Annotated in this window: 16 protein-coding genes and 1 pseudogene; 10 read left to right on the top strand and 7 right to left on the bottom strand. The window is 69.2% G+C overall.

Features of this window, described 5'->3' with window-relative positions:
- Positions 1 to 20: 20 nt before the first annotated feature.
- Genes AC1DZ6_RS04810 through AC1DZ6_RS04820 form a run of 3 tightly spaced genes read right to left on the bottom strand, consistent with a single transcriptional unit; the run spans position 21 to position 1,767 of the window.
- Positions 21 to 386: a hypothetical protein gene (locus AC1DZ6_RS04810; protein WP_477096054.1), complete on the bottom strand. Its 366-nt coding sequence runs from the start codon at positions 384 to 386 to the stop codon at positions 21 to 23.
- A gap of 2 nt (positions 387 to 388) precedes the next feature.
- Entirely contained in the window at positions 389 to 1,177 is a 789-nt protein-coding gene (locus tag AC1DZ6_RS04815) for a lysophospholipid acyltransferase family protein (protein ID WP_477096055.1), read from the bottom strand.
- Between the two features lie 29 nt (positions 1,178 to 1,206).
- On the bottom strand, positions 1,207 to 1,767 hold the full coding sequence (locus AC1DZ6_RS04820; protein ID WP_477096056.1) for a TetR/AcrR family transcriptional regulator: 561 nt from the start codon (positions 1,765 to 1,767) through the stop codon (positions 1,207 to 1,209).
- Between the two features lie 97 nt (positions 1,768 to 1,864).
- Between AC1DZ6_RS04820 and AC1DZ6_RS04825 the strand changes: the two genes are divergently transcribed.
- Together AC1DZ6_RS04825 and AC1DZ6_RS04830 are read left to right on the top strand one after the other, a co-directional pair.
- Complete coding sequence (locus tag AC1DZ6_RS04825) at positions 1,865 to 2,851, top strand: glycosyltransferase family 9 protein (protein ID WP_477096057.1); 987 nt, start codon at positions 1,865 to 1,867, stop codon at positions 2,849 to 2,851.
- Between the two features lies 1 nt (position 2,852).
- Positions 2,853 to 3,248, top strand: coding sequence for a DUF6165 family protein (locus tag AC1DZ6_RS04830; protein WP_477096058.1), 396 nt, complete (start codon positions 2,853 to 2,855; stop codon positions 3,246 to 3,248).
- Here the strand turns inward: AC1DZ6_RS04830 and AC1DZ6_RS04835 are convergent.
- The 4 genes from AC1DZ6_RS04835 to AC1DZ6_RS04850 form a co-directional block, all read right to left on the bottom strand.
- Positions 3,233 to 4,066 (bottom strand): arginase family protein, encoded by an 834-nt coding sequence (locus tag AC1DZ6_RS04835; RefSeq protein WP_477096059.1) that lies wholly within the window; start codon positions 4,064 to 4,066, stop codon positions 3,233 to 3,235. The genes AC1DZ6_RS04830 and AC1DZ6_RS04835 overlap by 16 nt on opposite strands.
- A gap of 51 nt (positions 4,067 to 4,117) precedes the next feature.
- Positions 4,118 to 5,233 carry an FUSC family protein gene (locus AC1DZ6_RS04840; protein WP_477096060.1) on the bottom strand — a complete coding sequence of 372 codons (1,116 nt, stop codon included), beginning with the start codon at positions 5,231 to 5,233 and terminating at the stop codon, positions 4,118 to 4,120.
- Positions 5,234 to 5,725: a CinA family protein gene (locus AC1DZ6_RS04845; RefSeq protein WP_477096061.1), complete on the bottom strand. Its 492-nt coding sequence runs from the start codon at positions 5,723 to 5,725 to the stop codon at positions 5,234 to 5,236.
- Positions 5,726 to 5,831: 106 nt separating this feature from the next.
- Entirely contained in the window at positions 5,832 to 6,983 is a 1,152-nt protein-coding gene (locus AC1DZ6_RS04850) for a bifunctional 2-C-methyl-D-erythritol 4-phosphate cytidylyltransferase/2-C-methyl-D-erythritol 2,4-cyclodiphosphate synthase (protein ID WP_477096062.1), read from the bottom strand.
- A 98-nt stretch (positions 6,984 to 7,081) separates the two neighbouring features.
- Between AC1DZ6_RS04850 and dusB the strand changes: the two genes are divergently transcribed.
- The 8 genes and pseudogenes from dusB to AC1DZ6_RS04890 form a co-directional block, all read left to right on the top strand.
- The gene (gene dusB, locus AC1DZ6_RS04855; protein ID WP_477096063.1) at positions 7,082 to 8,089 is read left to right on the top strand and encodes a tRNA dihydrouridine synthase DusB; all 1,008 of its coding nucleotides are present in this window, start codon (positions 7,082 to 7,084) and stop codon (positions 8,087 to 8,089) included.
- The gene (locus AC1DZ6_RS04860) at positions 8,086 to 9,216 is read left to right on the top strand and encodes a two-component system sensor histidine kinase NtrB (protein WP_477096064.1); all 1,131 of its coding nucleotides are present in this window, start codon (positions 8,086 to 8,088) and stop codon (positions 9,214 to 9,216) included. Before dusB ends, AC1DZ6_RS04860 begins: the two co-directional genes overlap by 4 nt.
- On the top strand, positions 9,213 to 10,634 hold the full coding sequence (locus AC1DZ6_RS04865; RefSeq protein ID WP_477096065.1) for a sigma 54-interacting transcriptional regulator: 1,422 nt from the start codon (positions 9,213 to 9,215) through the stop codon (positions 10,632 to 10,634). The genes AC1DZ6_RS04860 and AC1DZ6_RS04865 overlap by 4 nt, the downstream gene beginning before the upstream one ends.
- Positions 10,635 to 10,777: 143 nt before the next feature.
- Positions 10,778 to 13,021: a sensor histidine kinase NtrY-like gene (locus tag AC1DZ6_RS04870; RefSeq protein WP_477096066.1), complete on the top strand. Its 2,244-nt coding sequence runs from the start codon at positions 10,778 to 10,780 to the stop codon at positions 13,019 to 13,021.
- Complete coding sequence (gene ntrX / locus AC1DZ6_RS04875; RefSeq protein WP_477096067.1) at positions 13,018 to 14,406, top strand: nitrogen assimilation response regulator NtrX; 1,389 nt, start codon at positions 13,018 to 13,020, stop codon at positions 14,404 to 14,406. Before AC1DZ6_RS04870 ends, ntrX begins: the two co-directional genes overlap by 4 nt.
- Before the next feature lie 182 nt (positions 14,407 to 14,588).
- Positions 14,589 to 15,452 carry a D-amino-acid transaminase gene (locus AC1DZ6_RS04880; RefSeq protein WP_477096068.1) on the top strand — a complete coding sequence of 288 codons (864 nt, stop codon included), beginning with the start codon at positions 14,589 to 14,591 and terminating at the stop codon, positions 15,450 to 15,452.
- 136 nt (positions 15,453 to 15,588) lie between these two features.
- Positions 15,589 to 15,837: an RNA chaperone Hfq gene (gene hfq, locus AC1DZ6_RS04885; protein WP_012286640.1), complete on the top strand. Its 249-nt coding sequence runs from the start codon at positions 15,589 to 15,591 to the stop codon at positions 15,835 to 15,837.
- Positions 15,838 to 15,847: 10 nt separating this feature from the next.
- A pseudogene (locus tag AC1DZ6_RS04890) lies at positions 15,848 to 16,035 on the top strand (GTPase HflX); the annotation flags it as partial.

A 16,035-nucleotide genomic window follows, 5' to 3' on the forward strand; every position in this document is an offset into this window, starting at 1 on the left:
GTGTACGGTCGAGCTGTGACCTAAATCCAGTTCCCGGTGACCTGCATCACCCCTAGAAAACCGAGAAGCCAGGTCAATGGAATCTGGGGCAGGGCGAACACGGCGGCCGGAATTCTGTAGCCCTTCGCCAAGATGATAGCCGCCAGGCCGAGGACGATGCTGGCGTGAAATGCGTACCAGAGCGCGTCGAGCACCCACGCGGGATGAACAGGCTGCGCACCGGGGTTTATCCGAAACATTTCCCCCAAGGCTCCGTCGAAAAGCGGCGGCAGGGCGGACGCGAGCACGAGCGGAAACTGGATCGCGCGAGGCCGCAACCCGGCCCATCGCGCGATTGAGTAAACCACGAGCGCTAAAGCCATCTCGCTCAGAATAAGGGTCAGCACGGTCAGGCGGCCGCTTCGGCAGGGCGCGTCGCCACGTTCTTGCGCCCGTTCCATTCCACCAGCACCGACGGCTTCACCGGCTCGCCGCGCGCCTCGGCGATCAGCTGGTTGGTGCGGGTTTCGATGACGTCTTCCATCTTGGCCATGAACTCGGCCTTCGACAGGCCCGGCGGGATCGGCGGCAGGAACTCCACCGTGGCCTGGCCGGGGGTCTTCTTCTTGTCGGTCTGCTTCCAGAAGCAGCCCAGGTTCGTCGCCACCGGCACGACCGGCAGGCCGAAGTCCTGGCTCATGTAGTAGACGCCGGTGCGGTAGCGGAACCGCTCGCCCGGCGCGGCCAGGTGGCCCTCCGGATAGATGAGGATGCGCCGCCCCTCGGCGGCCACCTGGGCGGCGCTGGMCGATAACGCCTTGCGGGCTTCCGGCCCGCCGCAGCTGTCGACCACGATGGCCCCGAACTTCTTGAGGATCTGGCCGACCAGGGGGAACTTCTCCAGGTGGTCGCCGGTCACGAAGCTGAGGTTGTCGACATTGGCGAACATCACGAAGCCGTCGCCCCAGCTGTGGTGCTTGGCGGCGATGATGAAGGCGCCCTTGGGCAGGTTCTCCTGGCCCTTCAGGTCGATCCGGACGCCGGCGAAGGTGCGCAGCGCCCAGATCATCCGCTGGCTGTAGAGCCGCAGGGCGAAGGCGATCGGCTTGCGGCCCGGGAGCAGGGCGGAGAGGGCGGCCGACAGGCCGTAGAAGATCGACAGAACCCAATAGTAGGCGTTGAACAGCGCGCTGCGCATGGTTCGGTTTTCCTAGAGCGGGTGAGGGGTTATCGCGCGGACAGCACAGCCTGGACGGCGGCGGTCATCAAGGGGGCGTGAGCCGAAAGAGCGTCGTCGCCCAGGCGGCCGTAGGCCTTGTTCTGGGCGGTCTGGGTGATCACGCCGATGGCCATGGCGGCGACCACGCGCGGGTCGCCCGGCGGCAGCTCGGTGTYCATCATCGCCCGCTTGATGAGGCCCTCGACCATGGTCACCGGGTCGCGGCCGTCTTCCTGATAATAGGGCAGGAAGTGATGCAGCTGCAGCAGATGGAAGGCGAACAGCAGCCAGTCCTCGTCGGCCACCGTGCAATAGGCGCGAACCACGGCGGCGGCCTTGGCCTGGATGCCGGTCGCCAGGTCGGCGTTGACCGTGATCAGGTCCGAAAGCCGGCGGTGGGTGGCCATGAACAGGCCGAGAGCCAGCTCGTCCTTGCTCTTCCAGTGACGATAGATCGCGCCTTCCGACACCCCGGCCTTGGCGGCGATCAGCTTGGTGGTGGCCGCGTCGACGCCGCGGTCGACGAAGACCTCGAGGGCGGCGCGTTCGATCTTTGGCTTGGCGTTCATGAGGTGAAGCTAGCACGCCGCGACCGGAATGCAAGTGAACACTCACATCAGGCAGAGGGCCGTTGACCGCCGCGGGGCCGGCGGCTTAAGCCCGGCCATGGTCCAGACGATCCTGATCTATTCGATGGGCGAGATCCTCGGCGACAGCCTGATCAAGCTGCCCTTCATCGCCGGCCTGCGCGAGACCTTCCCTCGGGCCCGGATCACCTGGTGCGCGGCCAAGGGGGGAACGATGTACGCCGGGCCGCTCAAGCCCGTGGTCGCGGGCTATATCGACGAAATCCTGACCGACGGACCGACCGGCGCCAAGCCGCTGGACGCCCTGCCGTGGGTCAAGCCGTTCGGCGGCCGGACCTTCGACCTGGTGATCGACACCCAGGAGAACCTGCGCCGCAGCCTGGTGGCGAAACGGGCGGCCAAGGGGCGCTTCATCTCCGCAGCCGCCCAGGCCCGCAAGCCGGACTGGCCCGCCGCCGTGGTCGATCGCCTGGCGCGGTTGCTGTTCCTGGCCAGCGACGGCGCGGGAGCGCCGCGTCCCCTGGCTCTGTCCGATCCCGCCGCCACGGATGCGGCCCGCGCCCTTCTGCCGACCGCCCGCCTTGGCGGTCCGGTCTATGTCGGCCTGGCCCCCGGGGCTGGCGGCCAGGACCGCCGCTGGCCGCTGGAAAGCTATCTCGACCTGGCCCGGCGCATCGAGGCGTCCGGCCGCAAGGCGGTGTTCTTCTTCGGTCCCGACGAGGCCGCCGATCTGGAGATCGCGCGCGCGGCGGTTCCCCAGGCCCTGTTCCCGGAAAAGGACCGCACCGACGGCTTCACCAGCGTGAAAGGACCGTTGCTAGCCATCGCCCTGGCCGGCCGCCTGACCGCCGCCGTCGCCAACGACGCGGGCCCGGGCCACATGCTGGCGGCCGGCGGCGCGCCGCTGCTGTCGCTGCAGCAGGACCATCGCAAGGCCGCCAAGTTCCGTCCCGCCGCGACGCGCCTTGAGCTGCTGGTCGCGGAAGACTACGGACAGGACATGGCCGCCCTGCCGCTGGATGTGGTGGACGCCGCCCTGCAACGCCTGATCGCCGGAGTTTCCTAAAATGCCCATCCTCGCGCCCGTCTCGGCCGGCGAACTGATCGACAAGATCACCATCCTGAGGGTCAAGGCGCTGCGGATCGGCGATCCGGCCAAGGAGGCCAACGTCCAGGCCGAACTGGCCCTGCTGGAGGAGACCGCCGCGCGTGAACTCCAGCACTCGCCGGAGCTGGAGGATCTGATCACCCAGCTGACCGAGATCAACGCCGCCCTGTGGGACATCGAGGACGGCAAGCGCGACTGCGAACGCCGCCAGGACTTCGGACCCGAGTTCGTCGCGCTGGCCCGCCGCGTCTATATCGACAACGACCGCCGCGCCGCCGTGAAGCGCCAGATCAACACCCTGGTCGGCTCCGATATCGTCGAGGAAAAGAGCTACAAGCCTTACCTGGCGGGGTAGGTCGCCAGCCGCTCCAGCAGCGGCGCCAGCGCGTCGAGCAAGGCCTCGACGTCGCCGGGCTGGCCCGTCTGGGCGAAGACGTCCTCGAACTCGGCGATCTCCAGGCCGATCACCCGATTGCGGGCCAGGACGACGCCGGCCTCGCGCAGGTCGGCGAAGCTCAGGCCGTCGGCGACGCTGTATTCGGTGGGGACCAGGCCCGGGTTCAGCACATCGCAGTCGAGATGCACATAGACCGGGCGGTCGCCGATCGCGGCGGCCAGGCGTTGCGCGATCCCGGGGCCGGCCGCCACCACGCGCGGCCCGCCGGCGGCGATCAGGGCGACCTCGCACGCATCCAGGTCCCGAGCCCCGACCAGCACGACATCGGCCAGGTTCAACCCTTCGCCCAGCCCCGTCTCCCAGACGCCCGCGGCCCCGGTCAGGACCATGCCGCCCAGATAGCCCGTGGTGGAATGGGCGGGCTGATTGCAGTCGCCGTGGGCGTCGAACCAGACGATCAGGACGTCGGGATGATGGCGCAGCACGACGGGCAGGGCGGCGATCGAGGCGGCGCAGCGTGCTTGGGCGACCAGCGAGGCCTTGCCGTCGGCCAGCACCGCGTCCAGCCGCGCGGCCAGGGCGTCCAGTCCGGGACGCGCCGCCTCCAGCTCTTCGGACCATCCGGCCGCCAGCGGCGGCGCCTGAACGCCCACGCGCTCGGCGCGGAGGCCCAGACGGGCTTCGAGCGCCGCGCCGACCGCCAGGGCGCCGGCGACGCCGCGCGGATTGCGATCGCCGGAGCGACCTTGAAAGACGGTGAGGGCCAGAGTGGACATGGACCCTAACTAGTGGCGGACCAGCGTTCCGCCAACCCCAGGTCAAGCCGCCTAAGCCCGCTTGCCGACCGTCTCCTCGACCCGCTCCTCGAAGTCGCCGAGATTGCCGAACAGGTTCTCGATGGCGAACACCAGGCCGAACACCCGGGCGGCGTCGTCGAAGCCCAAGGCGCGGGTGCCGCCGCCGGCCCGCAGGGTCTCGACCGCGCTCTGGAAGGCCTGGTGCGCCTCGGCGAAGGCCAGACGATCCGGGCGCGGACCGCCCGACAGCAAGGCCGCGCACGCTCGCAGGAAAGTCGCGCTGGCGTTCAGCATGGCGGCCGAGGGCAGGGCTAGGCCCGGCGAGGGGAAGGTCTCGCGCAACGCCCGGCCGATCATCACGCTGTCGTTGCGCAGCCGCCAGAGCGTGCGGGGCAGGGCGTCGGTCACCGAATGGTCGCTCAGCTTGCTGGCGCTCTCGCGGTCGGCCTCGGTCATGGCGGTCTGCAGCTTGGACAGGGCTTTCAACGTGTCGTCATAGGCGGCGCGGGCGTCCAGCTCGGTCGCGCCGCCCTTCAGCTTCAGGGCGTAGTGCTCCAGCAGGTCGGCCAGCAGGCCGGCCACCGTGTTGGCGTTGTCGATCACTGTGGCGTGGGCCCGGGCCGGGAAGATCAGCAGGGTGGCGGCGATGCCCACCACGCTGCCGACCGTGATCTCGGCCGTCCGCAGGAAGGCGGCGACCAGCGGATCCATGTGCGTCGTCGTGCCGATCAGCATGATCACGGCGGTGACCGGGGCCACCTTGAAGGCCGGTCGGACGGCGGCCAGGAAGGCCAGCAGGGCGGCGGTGACCGCCAGGATCGGGCCGCCGGCGTCGGGCCAGCGGGCGTGCAGCATGGCGGCCCCCGCGCCGACAGCGGCCCCGACGACCGTGCCCATCAGCCGCTCGATCGAGGCGGTGATGGTCGCGCCGAGGCTCGACTGGACGATGATCACGGCGGTGAACACCGCCCAATAGCCCTGCGGCAGCCGCAGCAAAGTGGCGAGAGCATAGGCGGCGACGACCGCCGCCGACACCCGGATGGCGTGGCGCAACTCGGTCTTGCGGGTGACGGCCTTGGCCAGGGCGGCTCGGGACAGCTCCAGGCCGACGAACCGCCGCCAGTCGCTGGGGGCGGCTTCGGGCATCTAGGCGACCGCCTCGCGCAGCATTTCCAGCGCCGTCCGCACGGCGGCCAGCTGCACGCCCTCGCGCGTCTCGCCGTCGAAGAGTTCGTGCCGATGGATGACCGAGCGATTGGCGCGGGCCACGGCGAAATGCACCGTGCCAACCGGCTTCAGCGGCGAGCCGCCGCCGGGACCCGCCACGCCGGTGATCGAGACGGCGACGTGACCATTGCTGGCCTCCAGCGCGCCCTCGGCCATCCACCGCGCCACTACCTCGGACACCGCCCCGTGGTCGGCGATCAGGTCGCCCGGCACGCCCAGCATCTCGGACTTGGCGCGGTTGGTGTAGGTGACGAAGCCGCGCTCGAAGACGTCGGAGGCGCCAGAAATGTTGCAGATCGCACCGGCGACCAGGCCGCCGGTGCAGCTCTCGGCCGTGACCAGCCGCAGGGACTTCTCCCGCGCCTCGTCGATCAGCAGGCGGGCCAGGGTCTGGATTTCGAGCGGGAACATCGGAGACTCCTGCGCCTTGAGGCGGGGACACACACTCACACCACGGTCAGCGGTCGAATGGCAATGTGGATGGGGTGAGTGAGTGTCCCCATCTTCGCCCTGACACCTAGCCCGGCGTCTCGACCACGGCGATCGCCTGGGCGGCCAAGCCTTCGCCGCGGCCGGTGAAGCCCATGCCCTCGGTGGTGGTCGCCTTGACGCTGACCCGGTCGAGCGGCAAGTCGAGGATCTGAGCCAGGCGCTCACGCATCGCCGCGCGGTGCGGTTTGATCTTCGGCCGCTCGCAGATCAGCGTCACGTCGACATTGACCAAGGTTCCGCCGCGTTGACGGACTAGATCCACGGCATGGATCAGGAACTTGTCCGAGGACGCGCCCTTCCATTGCGGATCGGTGGGCGGGAAGTGGTCGCCGATGTCGCCTTCGCCGATCGCGCCCAGGATGGCGTYGGTCAGGGCGTGCAGGCCGGCGTCGGCGTCCGAATGGCCGATCAAGGTCTCATCGTGGGCGATCTCGACGCCGCACAGCCAGACGGATTCGCCGGGTCCCCAGCGATGGGCGTCGAAGCCCTGGCCCATGCGGGTGATCCGCGCGCGGCCCGCCAACGTCTCGGCCATGGCGAAGTCCTCCGGATAGGTCAGTTTCATCAGCATCGGGTCGCCGGGCGTGACCACTACGCGGCCGCCGTGGCGCTCGACCACCTGGCCGTCGTCGGTGGGTTCGTCCGGACCCGTCCAGGCGGCGTAGGCCGCCAGCAGCCGGTTTCGGCGGAAGGCCTGGGGGGTCTGGGCGCGCCACAGATCGTTACGCGGTTTCGTGACAACGGCCGCGTCGAGCGCCCCGCTTTTCAGCGTATCGGCGACGGGCAAGGCCGGAATCGCGCCATCGGCGTCGTCGAGGGCCTTCAGCACAGCCTGAATTGTTGCGGCGCCGAGGAAGGGTCGCGCGGCGTCGTGGATCAGCACCGGCTCTTCCGCAGGCCGGTCGGCGAGGACCGCGAGACCGGCCTGGACGGAAAGGGCGCGAGTCGCGCCGCCGGGCGTCGTCGTCCAGCCGGACAGCCCCGTCAGGGCGCTCTCCAGCGTCGCCCGCGCGTCAGGATCCGCCACGATCACAAGCTTTTGTGCGCCACCGGACAGCAAGGCTTCGGCCGACCAGCGCAGCACGGTTTTCCCCGCCAGAGCACGCCATTGCTTGGCCTGGCCAGGGCCGGCCCTGGTCCCGGAACCGGCGGCGACGATGACGGCGGAGAAGGTCATGAGGGCTGTTTAGCCGTGCACCGAAACTTGTCCAGAGATAGAGCCTTTACTGCGCCGCACAAATTGCCTAAAAACAGTGCGGTGGGGATGCATATAAAATGAGCAACAGTCTCGCAGTCGGCAAGGTCGAGGTGCCCGGGCGTGTGTGGATCGCACCGATGACGGGTGTCTCGGACCTGCCTTTCAGAGAAACCGCCACCCGCCTCGGCGCGGCCTATGTGGCGACCGAGATGGTGGCTTGCGCCGAGTTCGCGCGCGGGCGGCCCGAAGCCGTGCGCCGCGCCGCGGTGGGCGAGGGCCTGCCGCTGATGGTCGTGCAACTGGTCGGCCGCGATCCCGGCTTCATGGGTCAGGGCGCGCGGATGGCCGCCGACGCCGGGGCCCAGATCATCGACCTGAACTTCGGCTGCCCGTCCAAGCAAGTCACCGGCGGCGTGGCCTCGGGCTCGGCCCTGATGCGCGAACCGGACCTGGCCGAAGCCCTGGTCGCCGCCGCCGTCAAAGCCGTGGACGTTCCGGTCACCGTCAAGATGCGCCTGGGTTGGGACGACGACAGCCGCAACGCCGCCGACATCGCCCGCCGGGCCGTCGACGCCGGCGCCCAGGCCATCACCGTCCACGGCCGCACCCGCTGCCAGTTCTACAAGGGCGAGGCCGACTGGGAGGCCGTCGCCGCCGTCAAGGCGGCGGTCGGCGTGCCGGTGCTGGTCAACGGCGACATCGTCGACGGCGACACCGCTCGCCAGGCCCTGGATCAATCCGGCGCCGACGGCGTGATGATCGGACGCGGCGTCTATGGCCGCCCCTGGATCGCCCAGGCCATCGAGGCGGCGTTGCGGGGCGAGGGCTTCCGCGAGCCGGACGCCGAGGAGCGCCTGGCCATCGCCGTCACCCATTTCCGCCGCAGCCTGGACTTCTACGGCCAGAGCGTCGGCCTGAAGATGTTCCGCAAGCACCTGGCTTCTTACATCGAGGCCGCRCCGTGGCCTGACAGCGAGGAAGCGCGTCGCGCCGCCCGCGCCACCCTGTGCCGGCTGGAAGATCCCGCCGCGATCGAGGACGGCCTGGCCGCCCTGTGGCTGGACGGAAGGAGACTGGCCGCATGACCGATCACGCCCGCATGTCCCCGACCAAGGTCTCCGACAGCCTGAAGACCGCGGCCTTCGATCTCAGCCCCGAGCCCGCCCTGGTGGTCGACCGCGAGGGGGCTCTGGTCGCGGTCAACGAGGCCGCCGAGGCGCTGTTCGGCCAAGGCCTGTCGCTGCTGGCCCGCGGCCGGTTCCGCGCCGCCCTGCCGCCAGGCTCGGTGCTGGTCTCGATGATGGACCGCGCCCTCTTCGAAGGGGCCCTGGTCCGCGAGCATGGGGTCGAGGTCAATCTGTTCGGCCAGCCGCCGTTCGAGGCGGACGGCGCCGCCGCGCCGCTGGGCGACGGCTCGGTGCTGCTGACGCTGCATGTCAAGGGCGTGCTGGGCGTCGAACGGGCCTCCGACGCAGCCGGCCTGCGCTCGGTGGTCGGCCTGGGCCGCATGCTGGCCCACGAGATCAAGAACCCGCTGGCCGGCATCCGCGGCGCGGCCCAACTGCTGAAGACCGGCGCCAGCGCCGCCGATCAGCCGTTGGCCCAGCTGATCGTCGACGAGACCGACCGCATCCGCCGCTTGGTCGACCGCATGGAGGCCTTCTCCGACGAGGTTCCGGGTCCGCGCGAGGCGGTCAACATCCACCAGGTGCTGGACCGCGTCCGCGCCCTGGTCGTCAACGGCGTCGCCGACGGCCTGGCGCTGCAGGAGCACTACGACCCCTCGCTGCCCGACGTCTGGGGCGACGAGGACCACCTGATCCAGGTGTTCCTGAACCTCGTGAAGAACGCCGCCGAGGCCGCCCACATGCGCGGCGACGGCCTGGGCATCCTGTCGATCCACACCGCCTGGCGCCCTGGCGTTCGAGTGCGCGGCGCCGACGGCAAGGCCTCGGCCGGCGCGCCCATCGAGATCCGGGTCGAGGACAATGGCCCCGGCGTGCCCGAGAGCCTGCGCGACCACCTGTTCCAGCCCTTCGTCACCACCAAGGCCAACGGCACCGGCCTGGGCCTGGCGCTGGTCACCAAGCTGGTGACCAGCCACGGCGGACTGATCGACTTCGAATCCGAGCCCGGCCGCACGGTGTTCCGCGTGCTGCTGCCGATGGCGACCGGAAAGCTTGCCCCCTCCACTGGAGACGCCCACGCATGAACGCCGCCAGCAAGAAGATCCTGATCGCCGACGACGACAGCTCGGTGCGTCTGGTGCTCAGCCAGGCCTTCACCCGGCTGGGCTATCAGGTCCGGGCGACGGGCAACGCCACCACCCTGCTCAAGTGGGTGATGGACGGCGAGGGCGACCTTATCGTCACAGACGTGATGATGCCCGACGAGAACGTGTTCGACGTGCTGCCGCGCATCCGCAAGGAGCGGCCCAAGCTGCCGATCATCGTGATGAGCGCCCAGAACACCCTGCTGACGGCGGTCAACGCCGCCGACGCGGGCGCGTTCGAATATGTCTCCAAGCCCTTCGACCTCGACGACGTCACCGCCGCCGCCCGCCGGGCCCTGTCGCGGCCGGCCGACGCCGAGGCGTCCAAGGCCCAGGCCCGGGCCATGCGGGACGAGCGTCTGCCGCTGATCGGCCGCTCGGCCCCGATGCAGGAGGTCTATCGCACCATCGCCCGCCTGGTCGGCGCCGACCTGACGGTGCTGATCMTYGGCGAGASCGGCACCGGCAAGGAGCTGGTGGCTCGCGCCCTGCACGAGCTGGGCCGCCGTCGCGACGGCAAGTTCGTGGTCATCAACCTGGCCGCCGTGCCGCGTGAGCGGGTCGAGACCGAGCTGTTCGGACGCGGGGAGGGCGACCAGGGCCGGCTGATCGAGGCCGACGGCGGCACCCTGTTCCTGGACGAGATCGGCGACATGCCGCTGGACGCCCAGACGCGCCTGCTGCGGGTGATCGACGGCACCGAGCCGGTGCTCAATCCCAAGACCGGCCGCCGTCCAAACGTTCGGATCATCGCCGCCACCAATCGCGACCTGCGCGGCCTGATCCAGCAGGGCCTGTTCCGCGAAGACCTGTTCTTCCGCCTCAACGTCGCGCCCGTGCGCCTGCCGCCGCTGCGCGACCGCACCGAGGACATTCCGGACCTCGCCCGCACCTTCCTGCTGCGCGCCGCCCGCGAGGGCCTGCCGTCCAAGACCATCGATTCCAGCGCCCTGGACCGGATGAAGACCCATGCCTGGCCGGGCAATGTGCGCGAGCTGGAAAACCTGATCCGGCGGATGTGCGCCCTCTACGCCGAGGAGCTGATCACCGCCCGCATCGTCGATCGCGAACTGCAGGACCACACTCCGGCCGCTCACGCCGACGAAGGTCCGGTCACCCTGGCCAGCCTGGTCGAGCGCCACCTGTCGTCGCACTTCGCCGACCAGCCCGACGGCGTGCCGGCCGCCGGTCTCTACGACCGCGTGCTGCAGGAGGTCGAGCGTCCGCTGATCCAGCTGACCCTGTCGGCCACGCGTGGCAATCAGGTGCGGGCCGCGGAGATCCTGGGACTCAACCGCAACACCTTGCGCAAGAAGATCCAGGACCTGGGCGTCGAGATGACGCGCGGCCGGCGCTAGAATCTCAGCCGCGAGACTTTCCGTCCGGTTTTCGGGCGGGATGGGGAGTCTTGCGTGCGGATGAACGCGTTGTAACGCACCGCTGACGCTTAATTGGCACATACCTGTTGAGTTTGGGGCACAGTCCCCCTTAGACTTGGTCAATGGCGTCCGTTCCGTCCGTATTGGAACTTGAAGGACCGCCGACCCGGTTCAGCCGGGCCTGGTGGCGAGAGCTGTTGCGGTCGCGCTTCACGCTGGGCGGCGCCTACGGCCTGGCCATAGCCTTGACCGCCACGGCGGTTTTCCTCGCCTCCTCACCACCCGCCACGGGCCCGATCGGACCCGCGACCACGATCATCCTCGTCGTCCTGGGGTTCAACCTCGCCCTGATCCTCAGCATCGCCGGGATCGTCGGCTGGCGACTGCTGGACCTGGTCGATGCGCGGGCCAGCGACGCCGGCGCGCGCCTGCATCTGCGATTCGTGGGCCTGTTCTCGGTGGCCGCCGTCGCCCCCGCGGTGATCGTGGCCCTGTTCTTCGGCGTGCTGGTCAACCGCGGCGTCGACGCCTGGTTCAGCGAGCGCGTGCGCACCGTGGTCGAGAATTCCGCCACCGTCGCGCGCTCCTACGTCACCGAGCAGACCCAGTATATCAGCCAGCATGTCGGGCCGATGGCCGGCACCCTGAACCAGGCCGCCCCGACCCTGGCCGATTCGCCCGTCGCCTTCGGGCACTTCCTGCGCAGCCTGGCCGACGACAACGGCTTTTCGGCCGCCTATGTGCTGGACCGCGACGGCCGGATCCTGGCGCGGGCGGAGTCCGACGCCGCACCGCCGTTCCTGGCCCCGCCGCCGTCGAGCTTCCGGCGGACCGACGACGGCGACATCACCTCGCAGCGCTTCGTCGAGGAAGACCTGTTCCGGGCGCTGTATCGCCTTAAGGCCTTCCCGGACGCCTATCTCTACATCGCCCGGCCGATCGACAAGGGCATCCTGGCCCACCTGATCGAGTCCGAGGAATCGCTGATCTCGTATCGCGAGGCCGCCAAGAACCAGAACCGGATCCAGGTGATCTTCGGCCTCAGCTACATCGAGACCGCGCTGCTGGTTCTGGTCGCCGCCGTCTGGGTGGGCATCGCCGCCGCCAACTCGATCGCCGCGCCGGTCTCGGGCCTGGTGCAGGCGGCGGGCCGGGTCTCGGCCGGCGACCTGGACGCCCGTGTCGATGTCGAGATCGGGCCAGAGGAAATCCGCGCCCTGTCGGTGGCCTTCAACATGATGACCACCGACCTGCAGGCCCAGCAGGCGGCTCTGCGGGTCGCCAGCCTTGACGCCGAGTCGCGCCGACAGTTCATCGAAACCGTGCTGTCCGGCGTCAGCGCCGGCGTGGTGGGCCTGGACGCCGAGGGCAGGATCACCGCCCTCAACCGTCGGGCCGGCGATCTTCTGGCCTTGACCGATGACGCCGTGGGCCAGCCGCTGATCCAGGCCGCACCGGAACTGGAGACCGTGATCCAGGAGATCACCGGCGGCCGTCCCAACGCCGAGGTCGAGATCGACGTGATCCGCGGCGGCGAGACCCGGCGGCTGCGCTTCCGCGGGGCCGGTCACGCGGCCGAGACCCTGGTTCTGACCTTCGACGACATCACCCGGCTGATGGCCGCCCAGCGCAACGCCGCCTGGAAGGACGTCGCCCGCCGCATCGCCCACGAGATCAAGAACCCGCTGACCCCGATCCAGCTGTCGGCCGAACGCATCCGCCGCAAATACCGCAAGGACATCACCAGCGATCTGGAGACCTTCGACCGCTGCACCGAGACCATCATCCGCCAGGTCGGCGACATCGGCCGGATGGTCGACGAGTTCTCGTCCTTCGCCCGGATGCCCGCGCCGCGCTTCGCGCCCGCCGATCTGGCCGAGATGCTGCGCCAGGCGGTGTTCGCCCAGCGCTTCGTCGACAGCGAGACCGAGGTGGTGCTGGAAGAGCCGGGCGAGGACGTCTGGGTCAGCTGCGATGCGCGGATGGTCGGCCAGGCCCTGACCAACATCCTCAAGAACGCCGGCGAGGCGGTCGGCGCTCGCCGACAGGCTTCGCCGGAGCCGACAGGCCGCATCGTCGCCAGCCTGGTCTCGGACGACGAGCACCTGTGCCTGGTGGTCGAGGACAACGGCGTGGGCCTGCCGGCCCGCGACCGTGACCGTCTGACCGAACCCTATGTCACGACCCGCGAGAAGGGCACCGGCCTTGGGCTGGCGATCGTCAAGCGGATCATGGAGGACCACGAAGGCGAACTGGTCCTGACCGACGCGCTGCACGGAACCGGCGCCCGGGTCATCCTGAAGTTCCCCACGACCGCGCGGCTCGCCGCCGCCAACGCCCAGAACGGCGTAGAGGAGATGATATGAGCGCTGACGTGCTTGTGGTCGACGACGAGGTCGATATCCGCGAACTGGTGGCCGGCATCCTGGAGGATGAGGGCTACGCGGTCCGGGTGGCGGCCGATTCCGACCAGGCGCTGGCCGCCTTGCGGGCCCGAAAGCCCGCGTTGCTGGTTCTGGACATCTGGATGCAGGGCGGCGGCATGGACGGGCTTGAGCTGCTCGACATGGTCAAGGGCCTGGATCCCGACCTGCCGGTGATCATGATCTCGGGCCACGGCAACATCGAGACCGCCGTCAGCGCCATCAAGCGCGGCGCCTACGAGTTCCTGGAAAAGCCGTTCAAGTCGGATCGGCTGCTGCTGGTGGTCGAGCGGGCGCTGGAAGCCGCCAACCTCAAGCGCGAGAACCGCCGCCTGCGCGTTCAGAGCTTCAGCTCCGACGGCCTGATGGGCAAGTCGGCGGCGGCCCAGGCCCTGCGCCAGCTGATCGCCAAGGTCGCCCCGGCCAACAGCCGCGTGCTGGTCTCGGGTCCGCCCGGCTCGGGCAAGGAGCTGGTGGCCCGGCTGATCCACGGCTCCAGCGCCCGGCTGCGCAACGAGTTCGTGGCCGTCAGCGCCGCGGGCATGGCCCCCGAGCGCCTGGACGTCGAACTGTTCGGCGAGGAGGGCGAGAACGGCCGTCCGCGCAAGATCGGCGTGTTCGAACGCGCCCACGGCGGCACGCTGTATCTCGACGAGGTGGCCGACATGCCGCGCGAGACCCAGAGCCGCATCCTGCGGGTCCTGGTCGAGCAGCGCTTCCGCCGGGTCGGCGGCGACAACGACGTCCAGGTCGACGTGCGGGTGATCTCGTCGACCTCGCGCGAACTGCGCGAAGAGATCGCCGCCGGGCGGTTCCGCGAGGACCTGTTCCACCGGCTGAACGTGGTGCCGGTCCGCGTGCCGGGCCTGTCGGAGCGTCGCGAGGACATCCCCGAGCTGATCAGCTACTTCATCGAGCGGATCGGTGAGGCCACCGGCATGCAGCRCCGGCGGCTGGGCGAGGACGCCTTGGCCACGCTCCAAGTCCAGGCCTGGCCCGGCAACGTCCGCCAGCTGCGCAACAACGTCGAGCGGATGCTGATCCTGGCCTCGGGCGAACCCGGCGATCTGATCACCGCCGAGATGCTCAACGCCAACGAACAGCCGACCGGCGGCAACGCCGGGGCCATCGGCGCCGAGCGGATCATCGCCCTGCCGCTGCGCGAGGCCCGCGAGTTGTTCGAGCGGGAATATCTGAACGCCCAGATCCTGCGGTTCGGCGGCAACATCTCGCGCACCGCCAACTTCATCGGCATGGAGCGCTCGGCCCTGCACCGGAAACTCAAATCCCTGGGCGTCGCGGGTGCACGAGTCGAAGAGGAAGAGTAACAAAACTCCGCTCATCCCGGCGAATGCCGGGACCCAGATGGAATGGCCGACGGGCTGACGCCAAGAGCGCTGAGCTCTTCCAATCAGCCACACCGCTATGGGATCTGGGTCCCGGCATTCGCCGGGATGAGCGGGTTGAGTGTGTGTCGGTGCTCGGTGGGTGCCTTGAAGGGAACTTAAGAATGTCGCGTTTCGCCTACGTCAACGGCCGCTTTGTCCGCCATGGCGAAGCCGTCGTGCATATCGAGGACCGCGGCTACCAGCTGGCCGACGGCGTCTACGAGGTGTGGGCGGTGTTCGGCGGCAAGCTGGCCGACGCGGCCGGACACTTCACCCGCCTGTGGCGCAGCCTGGATGCGCTGCGCATCGCCCATCCGATGAGCGAGAAGGCCCTGACCGTGGTTCTGCGCGAAGCCATCYGCCGCAACAAGGTGCGCGAAGGCATGGTCTATCTGCAGGTCACCCGCGGGACCGCCCCGCGCGACCACGCCTTCCCCAATCCCGCCGTGCCGCCGTCGGTCGTGGTGACCGCCAAGTCGGTCGACCGCGTGGCGGCCGAGGCCAAGGCCGCCAAGGGCCAGTCGGTGATCACCGTGCCGGAGAACCGCTGGGGCCGCTGCGACATCAAGTCGATCGGGCTGCTGCCCAACGCCCTGGCCAAGCAGGCGGCCCGCGAGCGTGGCGCGGTCGAGGCCTGGTTCGTCGACGAGCTGGGACTGGTCACCGAAGGCGCCTCGTCCAACGCCTGGATCGTCGACGCCGAGGGCCGCCTGCGCACACGCGACACACAGGCCAACATCCTGCGCGGCATCACCCGCTCCAGCCTGCTGGAGGTGATCGCCGAGGCCGGCTTGCCGGTTTCGGAACAGCCATTCACCGTGGAAGAGGCCAAGGCCGCCAGGGAGGCCTTCATCACCGGCGCCGGCACACTGGTGCTGCCGATCGTCAGCGTCGACGGCGCCGTGGTCGGCGATGGAAAGCCGGGGCCGGTGGCGACGCGGCTTCGGCGTCTCTATATCGAGCGGGCCAAGGCGGCCGCGATCTAGATCGATAGTCTAGGTTTAAGCGCGTTAGCGCACTTTCTTCGCGGATTGGTCATACCAACCGGCGAAAAATGCTTTAGTCTGAACTTGTTTGTGTGGGGGGCGTGTGGCCCTCCGAAACAATAAGAGGGGAATCCCCATGTCGACCGAGAAAAAACAAAACCTTCAGGACACTTTCCTGAACAGCGTGCGCAAGTCGAAGACGCCGCTGACCATCTTCCTGGTGAACGGCGTGAAGCTGCAGGGCGTCGTCAGCTGGTTCGACAATTTCTGCGTTCTGCTCCGCCGCGACGGCCAGTCCCAGCTGGTCTACAAGCACGCCATTTCGACGATCATGCCGGCCCAGCCCGTGCAACTGTACGAGCCGAGCGCTGATCAAGACGATTGATCCCTAGCGTTTGACCAAATCCACTTCGAAATCCATCGACCACGCCGTCCCGGTTCTGCGGGCGTTCGTGATCCATCCCGTGCGCCCGACGCGCGGCCAATCGGCTCTCGAGGCGCGTGACCCGAACGTGCGCCTCGAAGAGGCCGTCGGCCTGGCCGTCGCGCTGGACCTCGAGGTCGTCGAGACGACGATCGCGCC

This window comes from Caulobacter sp. P1_B12_2 (assembly GCF_056406675.1).